General features: G+C 69.5%; 19 protein-coding genes. 8 read left to right on the forward strand and 11 right to left on the reverse strand.

What is annotated here, in order from left to right; translation table 11 throughout:
- From AC25Y0_RS00970 to AC25Y0_RS00995, 6 genes are all read left to right on the forward strand, one after another.
- Positions 1 to 1,122: a ThiF family adenylyltransferase gene (locus AC25Y0_RS00970; protein ID WP_488134053.1), complete on the forward strand. Its 1,122-nt coding sequence runs from the start codon at positions 1 to 3 to the stop codon at positions 1,120 to 1,122.
- Positions 1,119 to 2,351: a molybdopterin molybdotransferase MoeA gene (locus AC25Y0_RS00975; protein ID WP_488122495.1), complete on the forward strand. Its 1,233-nt coding sequence runs from the start codon at positions 1,119 to 1,121 to the stop codon at positions 2,349 to 2,351. The genes AC25Y0_RS00970 and AC25Y0_RS00975 overlap by 4 nt, the downstream gene beginning before the upstream one ends.
- Positions 2,348 to 2,824 (forward strand): cyclic pyranopterin monophosphate synthase MoaC, encoded by a 477-nt coding sequence (moaC, locus tag AC25Y0_RS00980; RefSeq protein WP_488134054.1) that lies wholly within the window; start codon positions 2,348 to 2,350, stop codon positions 2,822 to 2,824. The genes AC25Y0_RS00975 and moaC overlap by 4 nt, the downstream gene beginning before the upstream one ends.
- 68 nt (positions 2,825 to 2,892) lie before the next feature.
- Complete coding sequence (gene mobA, locus AC25Y0_RS00985; RefSeq protein ID WP_488134055.1) at positions 2,893 to 3,495, forward strand: molybdenum cofactor guanylyltransferase; 603 nt, start codon at positions 2,893 to 2,895, stop codon at positions 3,493 to 3,495.
- A complete protein-coding gene (locus AC25Y0_RS00990) occupies positions 3,492 to 3,758 on the forward strand; it encodes a DUF6457 domain-containing protein (protein ID WP_488122498.1) in 267 nt (88 codons plus the stop codon). Before mobA ends, AC25Y0_RS00990 begins: the two co-directional genes overlap by 4 nt.
- The gene (locus AC25Y0_RS00995) at positions 3,758 to 3,991 is read left to right on the forward strand and encodes a MoaD/ThiS family protein (RefSeq protein ID WP_488122499.1); all 234 of its coding nucleotides are present in this window, start codon (positions 3,758 to 3,760) and stop codon (positions 3,989 to 3,991) included. The genes AC25Y0_RS00990 and AC25Y0_RS00995 overlap by 1 nt, the downstream gene beginning before the upstream one ends.
- Before the next feature lie 32 nt (positions 3,992 to 4,023).
- Here the strand turns inward: AC25Y0_RS00995 and AC25Y0_RS01000 are convergent, their stop codons facing one another.
- The 6 genes from AC25Y0_RS01000 to AC25Y0_RS01025 form a co-directional block, all read right to left on the reverse strand.
- Positions 4,024 to 4,452 carry a molybdenum cofactor biosynthesis protein MoaE gene (locus AC25Y0_RS01000; RefSeq protein WP_488122500.1) on the reverse strand — a complete coding sequence of 143 codons (429 nt, stop codon included), beginning with the start codon at positions 4,450 to 4,452 and terminating at the stop codon, positions 4,024 to 4,026.
- Complete coding sequence (locus tag AC25Y0_RS01005) at positions 4,449 to 4,925, reverse strand: MogA/MoaB family molybdenum cofactor biosynthesis protein (RefSeq protein ID WP_488122501.1); 477 nt, start codon at positions 4,923 to 4,925, stop codon at positions 4,449 to 4,451. The genes AC25Y0_RS01000 and AC25Y0_RS01005 overlap by 4 nt, the downstream gene beginning before the upstream one ends.
- Positions 4,926 to 4,934: 9 nt before the next feature.
- Positions 4,935 to 7,274: an FdhF/YdeP family oxidoreductase gene (locus tag AC25Y0_RS01010; RefSeq protein WP_488134056.1), complete on the reverse strand. Its 2,340-nt coding sequence runs from the start codon at positions 7,272 to 7,274 to the stop codon at positions 4,935 to 4,937.
- Positions 7,275 to 7,299: 25 nt separating this feature from the next.
- Positions 7,300 to 9,195 (reverse strand): helicase HerA-like domain-containing protein, encoded by a 1,896-nt coding sequence (locus AC25Y0_RS01015; RefSeq protein ID WP_488122503.1) that lies wholly within the window; start codon positions 9,193 to 9,195, stop codon positions 7,300 to 7,302.
- Between the two features lie 30 nt (positions 9,196 to 9,225).
- Entirely contained in the window at positions 9,226 to 9,882 is a 657-nt protein-coding gene (locus AC25Y0_RS01020) for a phosphatase PAP2 family protein (protein ID WP_488134057.1), read from the reverse strand.
- A gap of 116 nt (positions 9,883 to 9,998) precedes the next feature.
- On the reverse strand, positions 9,999 to 11,327 hold the full coding sequence (locus AC25Y0_RS01025; protein ID WP_488122505.1) for a multidrug effflux MFS transporter: 1,329 nt from the start codon (positions 11,325 to 11,327) through the stop codon (positions 9,999 to 10,001).
- 283 nt (positions 11,328 to 11,610) lie between these two features.
- Here AC25Y0_RS01025 and AC25Y0_RS01030 point away from each other — a divergent pair, with 283 nt between their 5' ends.
- Together AC25Y0_RS01030 and AC25Y0_RS01035 are read left to right on the forward strand one after the other, a co-directional pair.
- Positions 11,611 to 12,327 (forward strand): thioredoxin-like domain-containing protein, encoded by a 717-nt coding sequence (locus AC25Y0_RS01030; RefSeq protein WP_488134058.1) that lies wholly within the window; start codon positions 11,611 to 11,613, stop codon positions 12,325 to 12,327.
- 2 nt (positions 12,328 to 12,329) lie between these two features.
- A complete protein-coding gene (locus tag AC25Y0_RS01035; protein ID WP_488122507.1) occupies positions 12,330 to 13,001 on the forward strand; it encodes a DUF305 domain-containing protein in 672 nt (223 codons plus the stop codon).
- Between the two features lie 13 nt (positions 13,002 to 13,014).
- Here the strand turns inward: AC25Y0_RS01035 and AC25Y0_RS01040 are convergent, their stop codons facing one another.
- The 5 genes from AC25Y0_RS01040 to rplJ form a co-directional block, all read right to left on the reverse strand.
- Positions 13,015 to 13,905 (reverse strand): carbohydrate ABC transporter permease, encoded by an 891-nt coding sequence (locus AC25Y0_RS01040; RefSeq protein ID WP_488122508.1) that lies wholly within the window; start codon positions 13,903 to 13,905, stop codon positions 13,015 to 13,017.
- On the reverse strand, positions 13,902 to 15,266 hold the full coding sequence (locus tag AC25Y0_RS01045; protein ID WP_488122509.1) for a carbohydrate ABC transporter permease: 1,365 nt from the start codon (positions 15,264 to 15,266) through the stop codon (positions 13,902 to 13,904). Before AC25Y0_RS01045 ends, AC25Y0_RS01040 begins: the two co-directional genes overlap by 4 nt.
- A 28-nt stretch (positions 15,267 to 15,294) precedes the next feature.
- Positions 15,295 to 16,602: an ABC transporter substrate-binding protein gene (locus AC25Y0_RS01050; RefSeq protein WP_488122510.1), complete on the reverse strand. Its 1,308-nt coding sequence runs from the start codon at positions 16,600 to 16,602 to the stop codon at positions 15,295 to 15,297.
- A 240-nt stretch (positions 16,603 to 16,842) separates the two neighbouring features.
- Complete coding sequence (gene rplL / locus AC25Y0_RS01055) at positions 16,843 to 17,226, reverse strand: 50S ribosomal protein L7/L12 (protein ID WP_488122511.1); 384 nt, start codon at positions 17,224 to 17,226, stop codon at positions 16,843 to 16,845.
- Between the two features lie 49 nt (positions 17,227 to 17,275).
- Complete coding sequence (gene rplJ, locus AC25Y0_RS01060; RefSeq protein ID WP_488122512.1) at positions 17,276 to 17,764, reverse strand: 50S ribosomal protein L10; 489 nt, start codon at positions 17,762 to 17,764, stop codon at positions 17,276 to 17,278.
- Between the last annotated feature and the right edge of the window lie 119 nt (positions 17,765 to 17,883).

Below are 17,883 nucleotides of genomic sequence, written 5' to 3' on the forward strand. Positions count from 1 at the left end.
ATGGCGATCCCTCCCCTCGTCGAACCGATCGACGCACTCGATGACGCCGAGGCGTCGCGCACGGCGAGGCACCGCGTGCTCGTCGGCTTCGGTGACGTCGGGCAGAGACGACTCGCAGCGGCTCACGTCGCCGTCGTCGGCGCGGGCGGCCTCGGCTCTGCCATTCTGCTCGCCCTCGCGGGGGCCGGGGTGGGCGCGATCACGATCATCGACGACGACATCGTGGAGGCATCCAATCTGCAGCGGCAGACCATGCACCGCGTCATCGACGTCGGCGCACCGAAGGTGGATTCGGCCGTCCGTGTGGCGGCTGACCTGTCTCCGGCGACGCACGTGCGTGCCGTCCGCGAACGGCTGACGCCTGACAACGCCGCTGTCCTCCTCGCCGGAGCGCACGTCGTGGTCGACGGCACCGACACGTTCGGCACGCGCGAAGCCGTCGCCGCGGCATGCGAAGAGCTCGGCGTGCCCCTCGTGTGGGGCGTCGTACAGGAGTTCCACGCCCAGGTGACGGTCTTCTGGTCCCACCCGCCCGCGGGGATCACCCCGGTGCTGCTGGCCGACCTCTATCCGCCGGCATCGATGGGCGACGTGCCGTCGTGCGCACAGGTGGGCGTTCTGGCACCACTGTGCGCGCAGACGGGGAGCCTCATGGCGACCGAGACCGTCAAGCTGCTGACGGGCGTGGGTGAACCGTTGCTCGGTCGCGTCGCCGTCATCGACGCGCTGCGCGGTCGCGTCCATGAAGTGGCGCTCCGCGGTGGAGGACGCCACCCCGTGGAAGCCCCCGACGTCCGTGCCGCCGCGCCCTCCGTCCCCGCACGCATCCCACAAGTGGATCCCACCGAAGCGGCGTCGGCCCGGGATTCGGGAGCAACGCTCGTCGACGTGCGCGAGCCGCACGAGACCGCGACGGGCATCATCGACGGGAGCCTCCAGATCCCCCTTGGGAGGCTCCTCGCCGACCCGGCGCTCGCGGGACCGGGCCCGGTCGTCGTCGTCTGCCAGGCCGGCGTGCGTGCGCAGCGCGCCGCGCAGGCTCTCGTCGCGGCGGGGATCGACGCGTCGGTGCTCGCGGGCGGGATGGACGCGTGGAACCGCGCACGGGGTGAGTCGGAGTGAGGGAGCTCGCGTCCGTTGCCGAGCACCTGGAGCGCGTGCTCGCGGCAGTGACGCCGGTCGAGACCGAGACGCTTCCCGTGGCGCGCGCACACGGTTCGGTGCTGCGCTCCCCCGTACACGCCGCCGTCGACATCCCGGTCTTCGACAACTCCGCGATGGACGGCTTCGCGGTGCGCCACGACGACGTCGCCGGCGCGACGAGGGGTACCCCCGTCGCACTGCGCGTCGTCGCCGATCTTCCCGCCGGAACCGCTCTGGATCCCCCGCTGGGGCCGGGCGAGGCCGCACGCATCATGACGGGCTCCCCCGTTCCGACGGATGCCTCCGCGATCGTGCCGTTCGAGGACACCGAGGGCGGACTCGAGCACTCCCTCGGCGAGATCTCCGTGCTGGCCGCGCCCAAGGGGGTCGGGGCGCACATCCGTCGCCGCGGCGAAGACGCCGTCGCGGGCGATCAGCTGCTTCCCGCAGGACTGCGCGTCGGAGCGCTGCAGGCGGCCGCCGCGGCTGCAGCAGGGGTCGCGGCGGTCACCGTGAGCCGACGCCCCCGCGTCGGGGTCGTCTCGACCGGCTCCGAGCTCGTCGCACCCGGCACGGTGCTCGCCCGCGGACAGATCCCCGAGTCCAACAGTGAGCTGCTCGCAGGGCTCGCGGCCGAGGCCGGTGCACAGGTCGTGCTGCGCACGAGCGTGTCCGATGACGGCGATGGTCCGCGACGCGCGATCGCCGCCGCCGAGGCCCTCGGCGCCGACCTCGTCGTCTTCTCGGGCGGTGTGAGTGCGGGGGCGTACGAGGTCGTCAAGAACACGCTGGGCGATGTCATGACGTTCACGAAGCTCGCGATGCAGCCGGGCAAGCCTCAGGGTTTCGGCCGCACCCCCTCGAACGTCCTGCTGTTCGGCCTTCCCGGCAACCCCGTGAGCGCCGCCGTGTCGTTCGAGGCGTTCGTCCGGCCCGCACTGCTGGCCCTGCAGGGCGCGACCGATCTCACGCGCCCCGTCATCACGCTGCCCGCGGCGAGCGGATGGCGGACGCCCCCCGGGCGCACGCAGTACCTTCCCGTCGCGATCGACCGCGGGGATCCGAGGGCGTGGCGTGCCGTGCCGGTGACACGCGGTGGCTCGCACCTCGCCGGCGGCCTCGGCCGCGCAGAGGCCTACGCCGTGATCCCGGCCGACGTCGCGGCGGTCGAAGCCGGAGATCTCGTCGATGTCATGCTGATCTCATGAGCTTCACGCACCTGGATGCCGCGGGCCGCGCCCGCATGGTCGATGTCACCGAGAAGCAGCCGACCGTCCGCTCCGCGACGGCCCGCGGGTTCGTCCGGTGCGCGGCGCACGTCGTCGCCGCCCTGCGCGACGGCTCGGTCCCCAAGGGCGACGTGCTCGCCGTGGCGCGGATCTCCGGCATCAGCGCCGCCAAGCGCACTCCCGATCTGCTGCCCCTCGCCCATGTCATCGGCGTGCACGGCGCGACGGTCGATCTCGACATCGCCGACGACGGCGTCGCGATCGAGGCCACCGTGCGTACGGCCGACCGCACCGGCGTCGAGATGGAAGCGCTCACGGCGGTCACGGTCGCCGCGCTCGCGATCGTCGACATGGTGAAGGCCCTCGACAAGGGCACGTCGATCGACGCTGTGCGCATCGTGCGCAAGACCGGCGGCAAGAGCGGTGACTGGGTGCGCGCGGGCGAAGAATGACCGGCTCGGAACGGCCCCCGGCCCGTGACCGCGAGCCGCGGGCCGGCGGCCAGAGACCGCCGCTCTCGGTGGGTGCCGTGCTGCTCGCCGGCGGGCGCGCATCGCGCGTGGGCGGTGCGGTGAAGCCCCTGTTCGACGTGGGCGGTCGCACGCTCCTCGCCACCGCCGTCGACGCCGTGCGCGCGATCGGTGCCGACCCCGTCACGATCGTCGCCCCAGTGCTCGATGCCGATCTCCCCGTCGCCTGGGTGCGCGAGACCCCCCCCTTCGGCGGACCCGCGGCCGCCATCATCGCGGCGCTCGCCACCTGGCCGGCGCACCACGATCCCGAGTGGACCGTGCTGCTGGCGTGCGATCTCCCCTCCGCCCACGCGGCGGTGCATCGGCTCGTGGCCGACATGATGCTCCTCCCCGCCGACATCGACGGCGTGTGCCTCGCGGACACCTCATCACGCCCGCAGTGGCTCATCGGCATCTACCGCACGACGAGGCTGCGCGCGGCGGCATCCGACCTCGCCGACCGCGGACGCGACGCACCCGTCCGCGCGCTCATCGACGGGCTCGCCCTCGCGGTCATCTCCGTGGATGATGCCCTCACCCGCGACGTGGATACGTGGGAGGATCTTGCCCGAGCCCGATCCGAGCACCGGCCGACCGAGGAGGCACCGTGAGCGATTCCCGCAGTCTTCCCCCCGAGGCCCTCGACGAGTGGGCGGCGGCCCTGCGCGAGCGCTTCGATCTGGCACCCGAAGACCTTCCGATCTCGCTCATCCTCGATCTCGCGCGCGACGTCGCCGTCGGTGTCGCGCGGCCTGCCGCTCCGTTCAGCGCGTTCGTCGCGGGACTCGTCGCGGGCCGCGCGGGCGGCACCCCCGAGGACACCCGCGCCGCCGTCGAGACCATCACGGCCCTCGCCGCGGACTGGACGGCGTGATGGCACGCGTCCGCTACTTCGCCGCCGCCGAGGAGATGGCCGGTCGCGCCGAAGAAACCCGCGTCGAGACGACTCTCGGCGACCTGCGCACGGCGCTCGCGCATGAGCGGCCCGGACTCGGTGGCATCCTGCCCCGCTGCGCCGTGCTCGTCGGCGGTGTCCGCGTGGGCGATGACACTCCGCTCGGCGCCGACGACCTCGTCGACGTCCTGCCGCCGTTCGCGGGCGGCTGACGGGGCACGGCGCGATGCCGCGGCGCGCGGTGTCAGCCGCCGATGCCCTTCCACGCGGTCGTGCCGTCGGATTCGACCTGACGCTTCCACACCGGAAGGTCGCGCTTGATCGCCTCGATCACGTCGCGGCACACGGCGAACGCCTCGGCTCGGTGGGGCGAGGCGACGGCGATCACCACCGCCAGGTCGCCGACCTCCAGCCGGCCCACCCGGTGCGACACGGCCACGATCGCCCCCGTCGACCCGATGCACGACGACGCGATGTCATGCAGCCTCGCCTCGGCATCGGGATGGGCGCTGTATTCGAGGGCGACGACGGCGGTCGCGGCATCCGGATCATGATCGCGGACCCGCCCGATGAACGACGCCACTGCCCCCGCGCGGGCGTCATCGACCGCGTCGAGGTGCGCAGCGATGTCGAGCGGTTCGTCGGTGATGCGCGCGAGGCGAAGGCCGCTCATGAGTGGTCTTCGCCTCGGAGCTGGTCGGTGACGTGCCGCGCGACAGACAGCACGAGGGGCATTCCGGATGCCACGGCCCGGGGCGACCCCGGAAGATTCACGATCAGCGCCCCCGCCGCCACGCCCGCGAGTCCGCGCGAGAGCATGCCCGCAGGCATCTCGGCGGCGCCCCGGCGGCGCAGTTCCTCGGCGATCCCCGGCACGGTCCGCTCGATGACGCGCGCGGTTCCCTCCGGCGTCTCGTCGCGGGGAGACACGCCCGTTCCCCCCGTGGTCACCACGAGACGGGCACCCGCGTCGATCGCGCTTCGCAGCGCACGCTCGACGCTGTCGGCCCCGTCAGGCACGATCACTGCTCCGTCGCAGGCGAACCCGGCCTCGCGCAGCGCGTCGACAGCGACCGGCCCGCTCGCGTCGTCGCGCTCACCCGCGGCGGAGCGATCGGACACGGTGATCACGGCGGCGCGCAACATGGCTCCAGCCTAGGAGTCGCGCCGTTCCAGCCGCACGATGACCGACTTCGACGTCGGCGTACCGCTCACATCGGCGACCGAGTCCAGCGGCACGAGCACGTTCGTCTCGGGATAGTAGGCCGCTGCGTTGCCGCGGGGCGTCGGGTAGGCGACGATGCGGAAGGCCTCGGCGGTGCGCTCCTCGGTCCGGCCTGCGGCGTTCGTCCACTCGGACACGAGGTCGACGACCTCACCGTCGGCGAAGCCCAGGTCGCGGATATCGTCGGCGTGCACGAGCACGACGCGGCGCCCCCCGCTGATGCCGCGGTAGCGATCGTCGGCGCCGTAGACGGTGGTGTTGTACTGGTCGTGCGAGCGCAGCGTCTGCAGCAGCAGGCGGCCGTGCGGGATGCGGGGGTACTCGAGCGGATTGACCGTGAACCGTGCACGCCCGTCGACCGTGTCGAACCGGCGGGAGTCGCGCGGACCGTTCGGCAGCCGCAGGGTCGCCCCCTTCGCGATGCGTGCTTCGTAGTCGTCGAAGCCGGGCACGACGCGCTGGATGTGCGCGCGGATGCGCGCGTAGTCCGTCTCGAGGGCGGCCCAGTCCGCGCGGGGCGCGTTGGCACGCGCGGGCCGGGCCGTGGCACCCGGCGACGAGAACAGCAGCCCGCACAGCCGGGCGACGATCGCGACCTCGCTCAGCATGTCGCCCGTCGGCGGGGCGAGGCGTCCGCGCGATGCGTGCACGGCGCCCATCGAGTCCTCGACGGTCACGCGCTGCTCGCGCCCGGCCCGCACATCACGGTCGGTGCGACCGAGGGTCGGCAGGATGATCGCCCGGCGGCCCGTCACGACATGGGAGCGGTTCAGCTTCGTCGAGACCTGCACCGTGAGGTCGACGCGAGCCACGGCCGCCTCGACGACCGCGGTGTCGGGCGTCGCCGAGATGAAGTTGCCGCCCATCGCCATGAAGAACCGCACGCGTGAGTCGCGCATCGCCCGGATCGCCTCGACCGTGTCGTACCCGTGCTCGCGCGGAGCATGGAAGCCGAACTCCGCATCGAGGGCATCGAGGAAGCCCGCCGAGGGCTTCTCGTAGATGCCGACCGTGCGGTCGCCCTGAACGTTGGAGTGACCGCGCACGGGGCACACTCCCGCGCCCGGGCGGCCGATGTTGCCCTGTAGCAGCAGAACGCTGAGGACATCACGCAGGATGGGCACCGAGTGCTTGTGCTGCGTGAGTCCCATCGCCCAGCACACGATCGTCGCTTTCGAGCCGCGCACGACCTCGGCGATGCGCCGCAGCTCGCCTTCGGACAGCCCCGTCGCCGCGACCAGGTCGGGCCACGCGGCATCTGCCATCGCCTGTCGGTACGCGTCGAACCCGCTCGTGTACCGAGCGATGAACTCGTGGTCCAGCGCATCGGTGGCGGGGACCGCCGAGGCCTCGAGCAGGTGCTTGCCGATCGCCTGGAAGAGCGCCTGGTCGCCGCCGAGACGAATCTGCACGAACTCGTCGGCGAGTTCGGTGCCGCCGAGGATCATCCCCTTCAGCGTCTGAGGGTTCTCGAACCGCACGAGCCCGGCTTCGGGCAGCGGGTTGACCGCGAGGATCCTCGCCCCGTGCTTCTTGGCCTTCTCGAGCGCCGAGAGCATGCGCGGGTGGTTCGTGCCCGGGTTCTGCCCCGCGACGATCAGCAGGTCGGCTTCGTGGATGTCCTCGATCGAGACCGTGCCCTTGCCGATGCCGATCGTCTCGGTGAGAGCCGAGCCCGACGACTCGTGGCACATGTTCGAGCAGTCCGGCAGGTTGTTCGTCCCGATTCCGCGCACGAGCAGCTGATACAGGAACGCCGCCTCGTTCGACGTCCGGCCCGACGTGTAGAACGCCGCCTCGTCAGGGTCGTCGAGCGCCGAGATCGCAGCGGCGATCTCGCGCAGCGCGTCATCCCACTCGATCGGCCGATAGTGCGTCGCACCCTCGTCGAGGATCATCGGATGCGTCAGCCGTCCCTGCTGCCCGAGCCACCAGTCGTCGTGCCCCGCGAGCTCGTCGATCGAGTGCGCCGCGAAGAACTCCGGCCCCGCGCGGCGCAGAGTCGCCTCTTCGGCGACGGCCTTCGCGCCGTTCTCGCAGAACTCCGCGACGTGACGCTTGTCCTCCTCGGGCCACGCACAGCCGGGGCAGTCGAAGCCGTCCTTCTGATTCATCCGCAGAAGCGTTTGCGCCGACCGCACGAGACCCATCTGGTCGACCGAGACCTGCAGCGCGTGCAACACCGCGGGAATGCCGGCGGCCGCGCGCTTGGGCTCCGTGACACGCAGGTGCGATTCGTCGATATCGGATGCCGGGGGCTTCGTCGCCATGCCCCCAGGCTATGACCTGCGAGGGTCAGCGGCGGCCTGTGCCGAAGATCCCGCGGATGACGCCGTTCAGCACGGTCCGCGTCGACGTCGATCCGAGGATCTGCTCGAGCCCGGACTTCGGTGCACGGCTGGATGTGCGCGACGAACCGCTCGTCTTCTTGAGGAGCCGCTCGTACTCCTTCTGGGCTTTGCGGTCGGCATCCGCCTGTGCCTTGTCGATCGCGGCCTGCTGCGTGGCGAGCTCGGCGGCGATCTTCGCCCGGTCGAGTTCGGCCTGCCGGGCGGCCTGGGCCTCGTCGGCGGCGCGCATCTTGGCGGTGAGGATCTCGCGCGCCGATTCGCGGTCGATCGGGGTGCCGTAGGCCGCCAGCAGGGGCGAGGCTTTCACGGTCGCCTCGATCGCGGGATCGGATGTCGGGGACATGAGTCCCTGCGGTGCGCGCAGCCGGGTCCAGGCGACGGGGGTCGGCGCGCCCTTCTCACTCATCACCGTCACGATCGCCTCGCCCGTGCCGAGCTCCTGCAGCACGCGTTCGAGGTCGTAGCCGGACTTCGGGTAGGTGCCGACGGTGGCGCGGAGCGCCTTGGCGTCATCGGGCGTGAAGGCCCGCAGGGCGTGCTGGATGCGCGAGCCCAGTTGTGCGAGCACGGCGGCCGGCACATCCTTGGGGGTCTGCGTCACGAAGAAGACGCCGACGCCCTTCGATCGGATGAGCCGGACGGTCTGGGTGATCGCGGCGACGAAATCCTTCGACGCACCCGTGAAGAGCAGATGAGCCTCGTCGAAGAAGAACACGAGCTTCGGCTTATCGAGGTCGCCGACCTCGGGGAGAATCTCGAAGAGCTCGGCGAGCAGGTACATCAGGAACGTCGAGAACAGAGCGGGCTTGTCGATGACGCCGGGCACCTCGAGCAGGCTGATCACGCCGCGTCCGTCGGCAGCGGTGCGCAGGAAGTCGCGCACATCGAACTCGGGCTCGCCGAAGAAGACGTCGGCGCCGTCGTCCGCGAACGTGATGAGCTCGCGCAGGATGACACCCGCCGTCGCCGCAGACAGACCGCCGAGCTCCTTGAGCTCGGCCTTGCCCTCGTCGCTCGTGAGGTAGGTGAGCACAGCCCTCAGATCCGACAGGTCGACCAGGGCGAGGCCGTTGTGGTCCGCGTAGTGGAAGACGAGGCCGAGGCTGGACTCCTGGGTCTGGTTGAGACCGAGTACCTTGCTCAGCAGCAGGGGACCGAATCCGCTCACGGTCGCGCGCACCGGCACGCCCTTGCCGATGCCGCCGAGCGCGAAGTACTCCGTGACCGAGGCCGCGGGCGTCCAGTCCTGACCGATCGCGCGCGTGCGCTCGAGGAGATTGTCGTTCGCCTCGCCCGGCGTCGCGACTCCCGACAGGTCGCCTTTGATGTCTGCGGCGAAGACGGGAACCCCCTTCGCCGCGAGCTGTTCGGCGAGCACCTGGAGCGTGCGGGTCTTGCCCGTGCCGGTCGCGCCGGCGACGAGGCCGTGGCGGTTCGTCATGGCGATCGGGATCCGGATCTGCGCCGACGCGACGGGATCGGTGTTGACGAGCGCGCCGAGGTCGAGCGTCTCGGCGTCGAAGGTGTAGCCCTTCACGATCGCGGCGACGGCGGCCTCATCGAGGGGACCGGTGCCTGTCGGTTGCGGCGACTCACCGTCGACGGCGGCGGAAGACTCGGGCGAGGCGGTCGGCACCTCGGGCTCGTTCGTCGCCGCTCCTTCCTGATCGCCGCGCGCGGGCGGCGGGGCGGGAATGCCCGCTCGCGCCTTCGCCGCCTGGGCCTCAGCCGCGGCGAGCGCGGCTTTGGCCTGGGCGACCTTGAGCTGGGCTTCGGCGGCTTCTGCCTCGGCCCGCAGACGTGCGAGTTCGGCTTCGGCGACGGCGTCCGGCTCGGTCATGCGCACAGCCTAGCGACGCCCCCGCAGCCTCTACAGACCGGAGGCGAGGCGCTGCTCGGGCCTTTCGCGAGCGAGGACCCGACTCATCGCGCCGGCGACCAGGAGCGCCGCTCCTACGCCGATGAGCGCACCGCCGGCGGTGTCACTGAGCCAGTGCGCGTGCAGCACCGTCCGGCTGAGCGCCATGAGCAGCACCCACACCACGCCGAGAACCAGAACAGCCACCCGCGGGAAGATCACGACGAGCACCGTCGCGAGCGTCGCGGCACCGGCCACGTGGCCCGACGGGAACGAGCCGAAGTCGGTGATGATGATGATGTCCTCGGGCCGCGCGCGACCGAACGTCCGTTTGAGCACCTGCACGATCCCCGCCGACACGGCTTGAGCGAAGAGGAAGTACGCCGCCGACCACGGTCGTCGCACCAGCACGAGCACCAGCGCGCCGCCGAGCGGCACGACGAAGATCCCGAACCACCCCCCACCGAGAAACGCCATCACGAGCGAAAACCCCGACAGCGTCGAGCCCCCGAGGTCAGCCAGCACGCCGTTCCACCACGTGTCCACGGCGAAGGGGCCGTTGCCCTGCGCGAGCACCCACCCCCCGAGCGCGCACGCAAGAGCCACGAGCACGAAACCCCAGACGAGGAGCGGCACCGTGCCTGGGACGACGAGCTTCCGTTGCGGCATCCCCCCATTGTGCCCGCAGGCGCTGCACCCTCGGCGTCGGCGCGCACGAGCCACCGCTCATTCATCCGGCCGCCGCCATCACGGTCAGGGCCGAGGGGTGAGCGTGCTGCGGGGCGCTACGGCGCGAGCGGACCGACCGTGCGCGGGCGCACGATGAACCACAGCGCGAGCACGGCGATCACCGAGCAGCCGACCATGACACCTGCCATCGTCGTGGCGGTGATGCCGGCGTCACTGGCGATCCACCCCACGAGCGGCGAGACGAGTCCGGCCACACCGAAGTTGGTCGCCCCGATGATCGACTGCGCCGTTCCGGCGGCCTTGCCGTGCCGGTCCAGTGCGAGCACCTGCACGCAGGGAAAGGTGAAGCCGCACGCGGTCATGAAGACGAACAGCGGCACGACCGTGCCCCAGAGCCCGAGTCCGAGCTGATCGGTGATCACGATGGCCGATGCCGATACGACGAGCACGACGGTCGACCACGCCATGACCCACTGCGGGCCGAAGCGCGCGGCGAGACGTGAGGCCGCCTGCACGCCCACCACGACGCCGATCGAGTTGGCGGCGAAGAGCAGGCCGTACTGCTGCGGGTCGAAGCCGTACGTCCCCTGGAACAGGAAGGACGACGCCGACAGGTACGAGAAGAGCCCGCTGAAGGTCATGCCGCCGATCACGAGGACGCCGAGGAACACCCGGTCGCCCAGCACGCTCCGGTAGCGCTGCCACACGGTCGTCGTGCCCTGTTCGCTGCGCCGAGCGGGAGGGAGCGTCTCGGGGATGAACACGACCGCCGAGATCAGCATGAGCGCGCCGTAGACGGCGAGCACGATGAAGATACCGCGCCAGGGCATCACGAGCAGCAGCGCGGAACCGACAAGCGGCGCGAGCACCGGCGCGACGCCCGAAACGAGCGCGAGGCGGGACAGCATGACGACGAGGCGGCGTCCGCCGAACAGGTCACGCACGACAGCGGCGGCGACGACGCCGCCCGCCGCAGCGCCCGCACCCATCAGCACGCGCGTCACCGAGAGCAGCTCGAGCGTGGGGGCGAAGGCGGCCGCCGAGCTGGCGACGACGTGGAGGGCGGTGACGGCCAGCAGCGGGATCCGGCGCCCCACCTTGTCGCTGAGCGGCCCGACGATGAGCTGGCCCAGCGCGAAGCCGATCATCGTTCCCGTGAGGGTGAGCTGGATGGCGGTCGACGTCGTCTGGAAATCGGCCTCGAGCGCGGGGAACGCCGGCAGGTACAGGTCGATGGTGAACGGGCCGAGCGCGGTGAGGGCGCCGAGCAGGATGATGTAGAGCACGCGGCGGCGCGTCGAGAGCGCATCGCCCGGGTGCAGGACGATCGGTGCGGTGGCCGGGTTGGCTCCGAGCGTGCGGATGGCCCCGGTCGAGGGCGCCGAGGTCGAGGGGACGACCGGGACGGAAGCGGTATCGCGCAAGATTGTGTTCGTTTCAGAGGCGGCGGCGCGCAACTGCCGGAAAGGCCGACAGGGCGTGAAGAAGTCGGCGGTCGACCGTCCCACCAATGGGGACGACGTCGATCGAATCGATTCGAGAAGCTATGTTATCGGATGCTGCTCACGGGCCGTGTGCCGCACGGCAGGCGTGACCCGAGTTCAGGGGATGCGCGGCCGGTTCCCAGGACATCCATCGCATGCACCCGCATAGTATTGACCCGTCCGCACCCCGCGCCCGATTCGGCGCCGAGCCGAGAGCACCCGAATGTCCCCGACTCCTCCGTCCCCCTCCGACAAGCGCACAAGCGGCAACCCCGCGACGCAGGCGAAGCTCGATCTGACGATCAAGCAGCAGCGTGAGCAGAAGCGGCAGGAGAAGCTCGCCGAGTACCAGAAGCAGCTCGCCAAGCGCAAGCGCGGCAAGCTCGTGTGGTGGACGGTCGGCTCCGTCGGCGCGATCGTCGTGATCGGTGCGATCGTGGCTTCCTTCGTGTTCGCTCCCGCGCCCCCCGCGTCGTACACGGCCGGCAGCGAGGGCGTTGAGATCGAGGGCGTCGAGACCTTCACGAACACCACGACCCACGTCGAGGGTGTCGTCGAGTACGAGCAGACCCCGCCGACCGGCGGGCCGCACAACTCTGTCTGGCTGAACTGCGGCATCTACAGCGAGCCGCAGCAGAACGAGAACGCGGTGCACTCGCTCGAACACGGCGCCGTGTGGATCACGTACGACGCCGACGCCGTGCAGAGCGAGGACCTCGACCTGCTCAAGAGCAAGCTGCCGTCGAGCTACGTGATCCTTTCGCCGTTCGAGGGGCTCGACACGCCCATCGCGCTCAGCGCGTGGAACCAGCAGCTCAAGGTCGATGATGCAGCCGACCCCCGCATCGAGGAGTTCCTCGAGGAGTACTGGCGCTCCGACCTCGTCCCCGAGCCGGGCGCCCTGTGCTCCGGCGCGATTGACGGCCCCGGCAAGCAGTAGTCGTGACAGAGCCGGCGGGGTCCGCCTCGGGAGCAAGGCGCTGGGCGCTCATCGCGCTCGCCGCTCTCGCGATCGCGGCCCTCGCCTTCGCGATCGGTCGATTCTCGACCTTCGGGCAGTCAGCGTCCGTCGCGCTTCCCGGCACCACCTCGCCCGAGGCGGGCTTCGCCCGCGACATGCAGGCTCATCACACGCAGGCGATCGAGATGGCGATGGAGATCTATCGCAAGACCGACGACGACGAGGTGCGCATCCTCTCGTACGACATCGCGACGACGCAGTCGGGCCAGCGTGGCGAGATGTACGACTGGCTCGTGAAGTGGGGCCTGCCGCAATCCGACGGCACGATGATGGCCTGGATGGCGCCCCTCGGCGAGGGCCACGCTCACGGCGACGGGTCGCCGCTCACCCCGCAAGAAGCCGAGGCCGCCATGGGGATGGCGACGCCCGAGCAGCTCTCAGCCCTGCGTGACGCGACCGGCCGCGAGGCCGACTGCCTCTTCCTCGAGCTGATGATCCGCCACCACGAGGGCGCCATACCGATGGCACAGGCACTCCTCGACCTCGGCTCCGAACCACGCGCCCTCGCCGTCGCACAGAGCATGAAGGACGGCCAGACCGCCGAACTCGACGCCATGCGCTCGATCCAGACGCGCTTGGGCTGCTCTTCCTGACGCACTCCTTCTCTTACTTCTGCGAGCCGGCGAGGAGCGCCTGCACGAAGTAGCGCTGGAAGGCGAAGAAGACGATGAGCGGCACGATCATCGACAGGAACGCCCCCGAGCTCAGCACGTCGATGTTCGCACCGAACTGACGCAGCTGGGACTGAATCGCGACCGTCAGCGGCTGCGACTGGGAGTTCGTGAAGATGAGGGCGACGAGCATGTCGTTCCACGTCCACAGGAACTGAAAGATCGCGAGCGAGGCGATCGCGGGCAGGCCCAGCGGCAGGATGAGCTGGAAGAAGATCCGCCAGTCCCCCGCACCGTCGATGCGCGCGGCCTCGAGCAGTTCCGCGGGCACCTGCGTGAAGAAGTTGCGCAGCAGGAAGATCGCGAACGGCAGCCCGAACGCCACGTGGAAGAGGATGACTCCCAGCACGCTGCCGAAGATCCCGAGCGTGCCGAACAGACGTGCGAGCGGGATCAGCGCCACCTGCAGCGGTACGGCGAGCAGGATGATGACGACGATGAGCAGCCAGTCGCGGCCGGGGAACTGCATCCACGCGAACGCATACGCGGCGCACGCGCCGAGCAGCACGACCAGCACGGTCGTGGGCACCGCGATCACGATCGTGTTCCAGAACGAGCCGGTGATCGTGGGGTTCGAGAGCAGGTTGGCGTAGTTCTCGATCGTCAGCTCGGCGGGCTTCGTGAAGACCGTCCACCAGCCCGACCCTGCGTTGTCGCCCGCACTGCGCAGCGACGTGAGGAACAGCCCGACCGTCGGAACGAGCCAGAAGACCGCGACGATCGCGAGGATGATGTTGACGATGCTCGAGGTGAAGACACCGACGATCCTCTGCGCGACGGTCTTCTTTCCGCGGACGATGCTGAGGTCCGCTGACGCCGCGCTCATCGGCTGCGCTCCTCGCGGAAGCGGCGCACGTTGATGATCATCGACGGCAGCACGAGGATGAGCAGCAGGAGCGCCAGTGCCGAGCCGAGGCCCTGGTTGCTTCCCCCGCCGAACGAGACGGTCCACATCTCGACGGCGATCACGTTCGCCGCCGGTTTCGAGACTCCCGGCGGTATGACGTAGACGAGGTCGAAGATCTTCAGCACGTTGATGATGAGGGTGACGATCACCACGACGAGCACGGGGGCCAGAAGCGGCGCGGTGATCCTCGTGAACACCTGCCACTCATTGGCCCCGTCCATGCGCGAGGCCTCTTGGAGCGATCGGTCCATCGCCGACAGCCCCGAGGCGATCATGACCATCGCGAACCCCGCCCAGATCCAGATGTAGGACAGGATGATGACGGCGTTGATGAGCGACGGGCCGAGCCACGAGACGCCCTGGAAGCCCTCGTCGAAGTTCGTCGCGGGCAGGGCGACACGATAGGTCTCGCCCTCCGTGAGTCCCTCGATGAGGTAGGTGCCGTCGGCGCCGGTCGTGGCATATCCGCGAATCGAGCCGTCCGGTGCTACGGCATCCACCCGCACGCCGGGCAGCCCGCTCTTGCCGTCCTCGATCTCACCGTTGACTCCCCCACCGCCTGAGACGACGTCGAGGAACACCGTCCCGGCGATCTCGGTGGCACCCGGCGTCGAGGCCTCGGCGGCTTGGGTCGCATCGGGCGGCAGGTTCGACTGACGGATGCCGGCGAGCGGGAAGTCCTGGACGCTGCCGGGTGCGAGTTCGTCCTCGGATGCGATCGTGCCGCGGTCGGCGATGATGCCGAAGCCCTCGCGCGGGGTAGCCCCGGGATACCCCGCCTCGTTCGAGAACGCCTTGTCGACACCCACGATGACCGCGTTCACGACGCCGAGGTTGGGGTCCTCCTGGAACATGCCGCGAAAGATGACCCCGGCGGCGAGCATCGAGATCGCCATCGGCATGAAGATGATGAGCTTGAACGCCGTCTTCCACTTCAGCTTCTCGAGGAGGACGGCGAAGATCAGGCCGAGGATCGTGCAGGCCAGCGGCGCCACGATCACCCACATGACGTTGTTGCGGATCGCGGTGAACGTGCTCTCGTTCGTGAACATCGTCACGTAGTTTTCCCAGCCGACGAACGCATCGCCGCGCTGGTTGTAGAACGACCGGATGAGGGTGTAGACGATCGGATACACCACGAGCGCGCCGAGGACGACGAGTGCGGGCCCGAGGAACGACGCGACGATGAGGGCGCGGCGCAGGCGGCCCTTGCCGGGGGGCCGAGCGGTCGGCTCGGCCCCCCGGTTCGGGTCCGCTGCGGTCTCGACGAGAGCGGTCACGGTGTGTCCGATCCTGAGTGGCGGAGTGTCAGTACGCCGAAACGGCTGCCGCTTCCAGGGCTTCCATCGTGCCCTGGATGTCGGTGGGATCGGCGTAGAAGTCGATCATGATCTGCCAGAACCCGGTCCCGGCCGTGCCTCCGAAAGCGCTCGGCGTGAGGTCGGACATGTCGAATCGGAACGTCTCGGCACCCGTCAGCGCCTCGGCGATCTTTCGTGCCGTGTCATCGGGGTACAGCGACGTGTCGACATTGCGGTTCGGCGAGGTCAGGCCACCGTTGGGCACCCAGATCTCGGCCGCCGCGGGCGATGCGAGGTACTGCATGAGCGCATCGGTCGCCTCGTCGTCGACGAACTGGATCGCGACGTCGCCGCCGCCGACGACGGCGGGCGCCGAGCCGTTGATCGACGGGAAGTCATAGAACAGCGCGTTCTCGCCGACGACGGAGTTGCCGTCGTCGGTGATGTTGCCGGCGACGAAGTCCCCCTCGTACACGGTGCCCGCTTGCGGGTCTGCGCCGAACACGGCCGTGACGCTCTCGGGGAACGTGCGCTGCGCACCTCCGGGCTGCAGCACATCGCTCGACCACAGCGTCGCCATGACCTCGAGCGCCTCGGCGACCGAGGGATCCGTCCAGGGGATCTCGTGTTTTGTGAGCTGGTCGTACTTCTCGGCCCCCGCCGTGCGGAGGTAGACGTTCTCGAACCAGTCGGTGAGCGGCCAGCCGACGTCGGCGCCGACCGAGATGCCGGAGTAGCCGGAGTCCTGAACCAGCTGCAGCTGCTCGAGGAAGCCGTCCCAGTCCTCGGGGGCGGACGCTCCCGCTTCGTCGTAGATGTCGGCGTTGTACCAGACCGTCGACTTGTTGGCGGCCTTGAACCACACGCCGTACAGCTCACCATCGACCGAACCGAGATCGATCCAGCTGTCGGAGTAGTTCTCTTCGACGGCGCTGCGGGTCGCGTCGCTCAGCGGAATGAGGTCACCGGCGGCAGCGAGCGACTGCATGAGCGCCGGCTGCCCGATGACCGCGACGTTGGGCGGCGAGCCTCCTTCGAGCTGTCCCTGCAGGAACGTCGGTCCGTTGTCACCGAAGCTCGTGTAGTCGACCTGGGCGCCGGTGTCCTCCGAGAACTTCTGCAGCACCGCTTCGAAGTTGGACTGTTCGGCTCCTGACCAGGCCGCGGCGACCTTGAGGGTCTGGCCTGAGAAGTCTCCCTCGACGGTCTCTCCGCCGCCGTCTCCCCCACCGCCGGCGCATCCGGCGATGAGCAGACCGGCGGCTCCGAGTGCAGCGATGGAAGCGGCACTGCGCCTATGAGTGCGTGCGTTCATTGCGATCCCCTTCGGTGTTGCGGTGCACGGTGTACGTGCGCGCTGTGTCGTGGGAGCGATGCGGAATCGCTTCCACGTTGGTCACCGTAGGACCCCACGTCCCGCGCGGCAACCCCCCTTCTGCCGTGCGACCGCATCGGTATACTCGCCCGCTCCCGACCGCGGAATGCACGAAGACCCCCGGGTGAACCCGGGGGTCTTCGGCGTCACGTCAGAAGACGTGGAGATCGCTGATCGCGATTACTTGAGGGTGACGGTCGCGCCGGCCTCTTCGAGCGCAGCCTTGGCCTTCTCGGCGGCTTCCTTGCTCGCGCCCTCGAGGACGGCCTTGGGTGCACCGTCGACGACGGCCTTGGCCTCGCCGAGACCGAGCGAGGTGAGCTCGCGGACGGTCTTGATGACCTGGATCTTCTTGTCGCCGGCAGCCTCGAGGATGACGTCGAACGAGTCCTTCTCCTCCTCGGCAGCGGCCTCGCCACCCGCGCCAGCGGCGCCGGCAACGGCGACGGGAGCAGCAGCGGTGACGTCGAACTTCTCCTCGAACGCCTTGACGAACTCGCTGAGCTCGACGAGGGTCAGATCGGCGAACTGCTGCAGCAGTTCCTCAGTGTTGAGCTTGGCCATGATGTATCTCCTAGATTGATGGGGTTTGTGAGACGAGATCGCCAGTCGCTTACGCGGCTTCGGCGGTCTCCAGCTTTTCGCGAAGCGCGTCGATGGTCGCGGCAGCCTTGCCCATCGTCGCCTTCATCATGCCCGCAGCCTTTGCAAGCAGAACCTCACGGCTCTCGAGCGCGGCGTACTTGTTGACCTCGTCGGCGGTGAGGGGGTTTCCCTCGAAAACGCCACCCTTGATCACGAGCATCGGGTTGGCCTTGGCGAAGTCACGCAGAGCCTTCGCAGTGGCGACGAAGTCGCCGTGCACGAATGCGATGGCCGACGGGCCCTTGAGGCCCTCGTCCATCGAGGTGATCCCCGCGTTGTTCGCGGCGATCTTGGTCAGCGTGTTCTTCACCACGGCGTATTCCGCGTCCTGACGGATGTTGTTGCGCAGCTCCTTGAGCTGAGCAACCGTCAGACCGCGGTACTCGGTCAGCAGAACGGCAGTCGAGTCCTCGAAGTTCTTCGTGAGCTCGGCGACCGATGCATCCTTCTGCGCCATGGTCACTCCTTATGTGTGTGAGATGCTCCGCGATGGCGGAGCGTCAGCCGCAGGCATCCGGTTCTTCCGTCTGGACATCAAAAAAGCTCCGGCGCAAGCGCACGGAGCTTTGGAAGAAG

The organism is Microbacterium sp. Y547 (genome assembly GCF_057669785.1).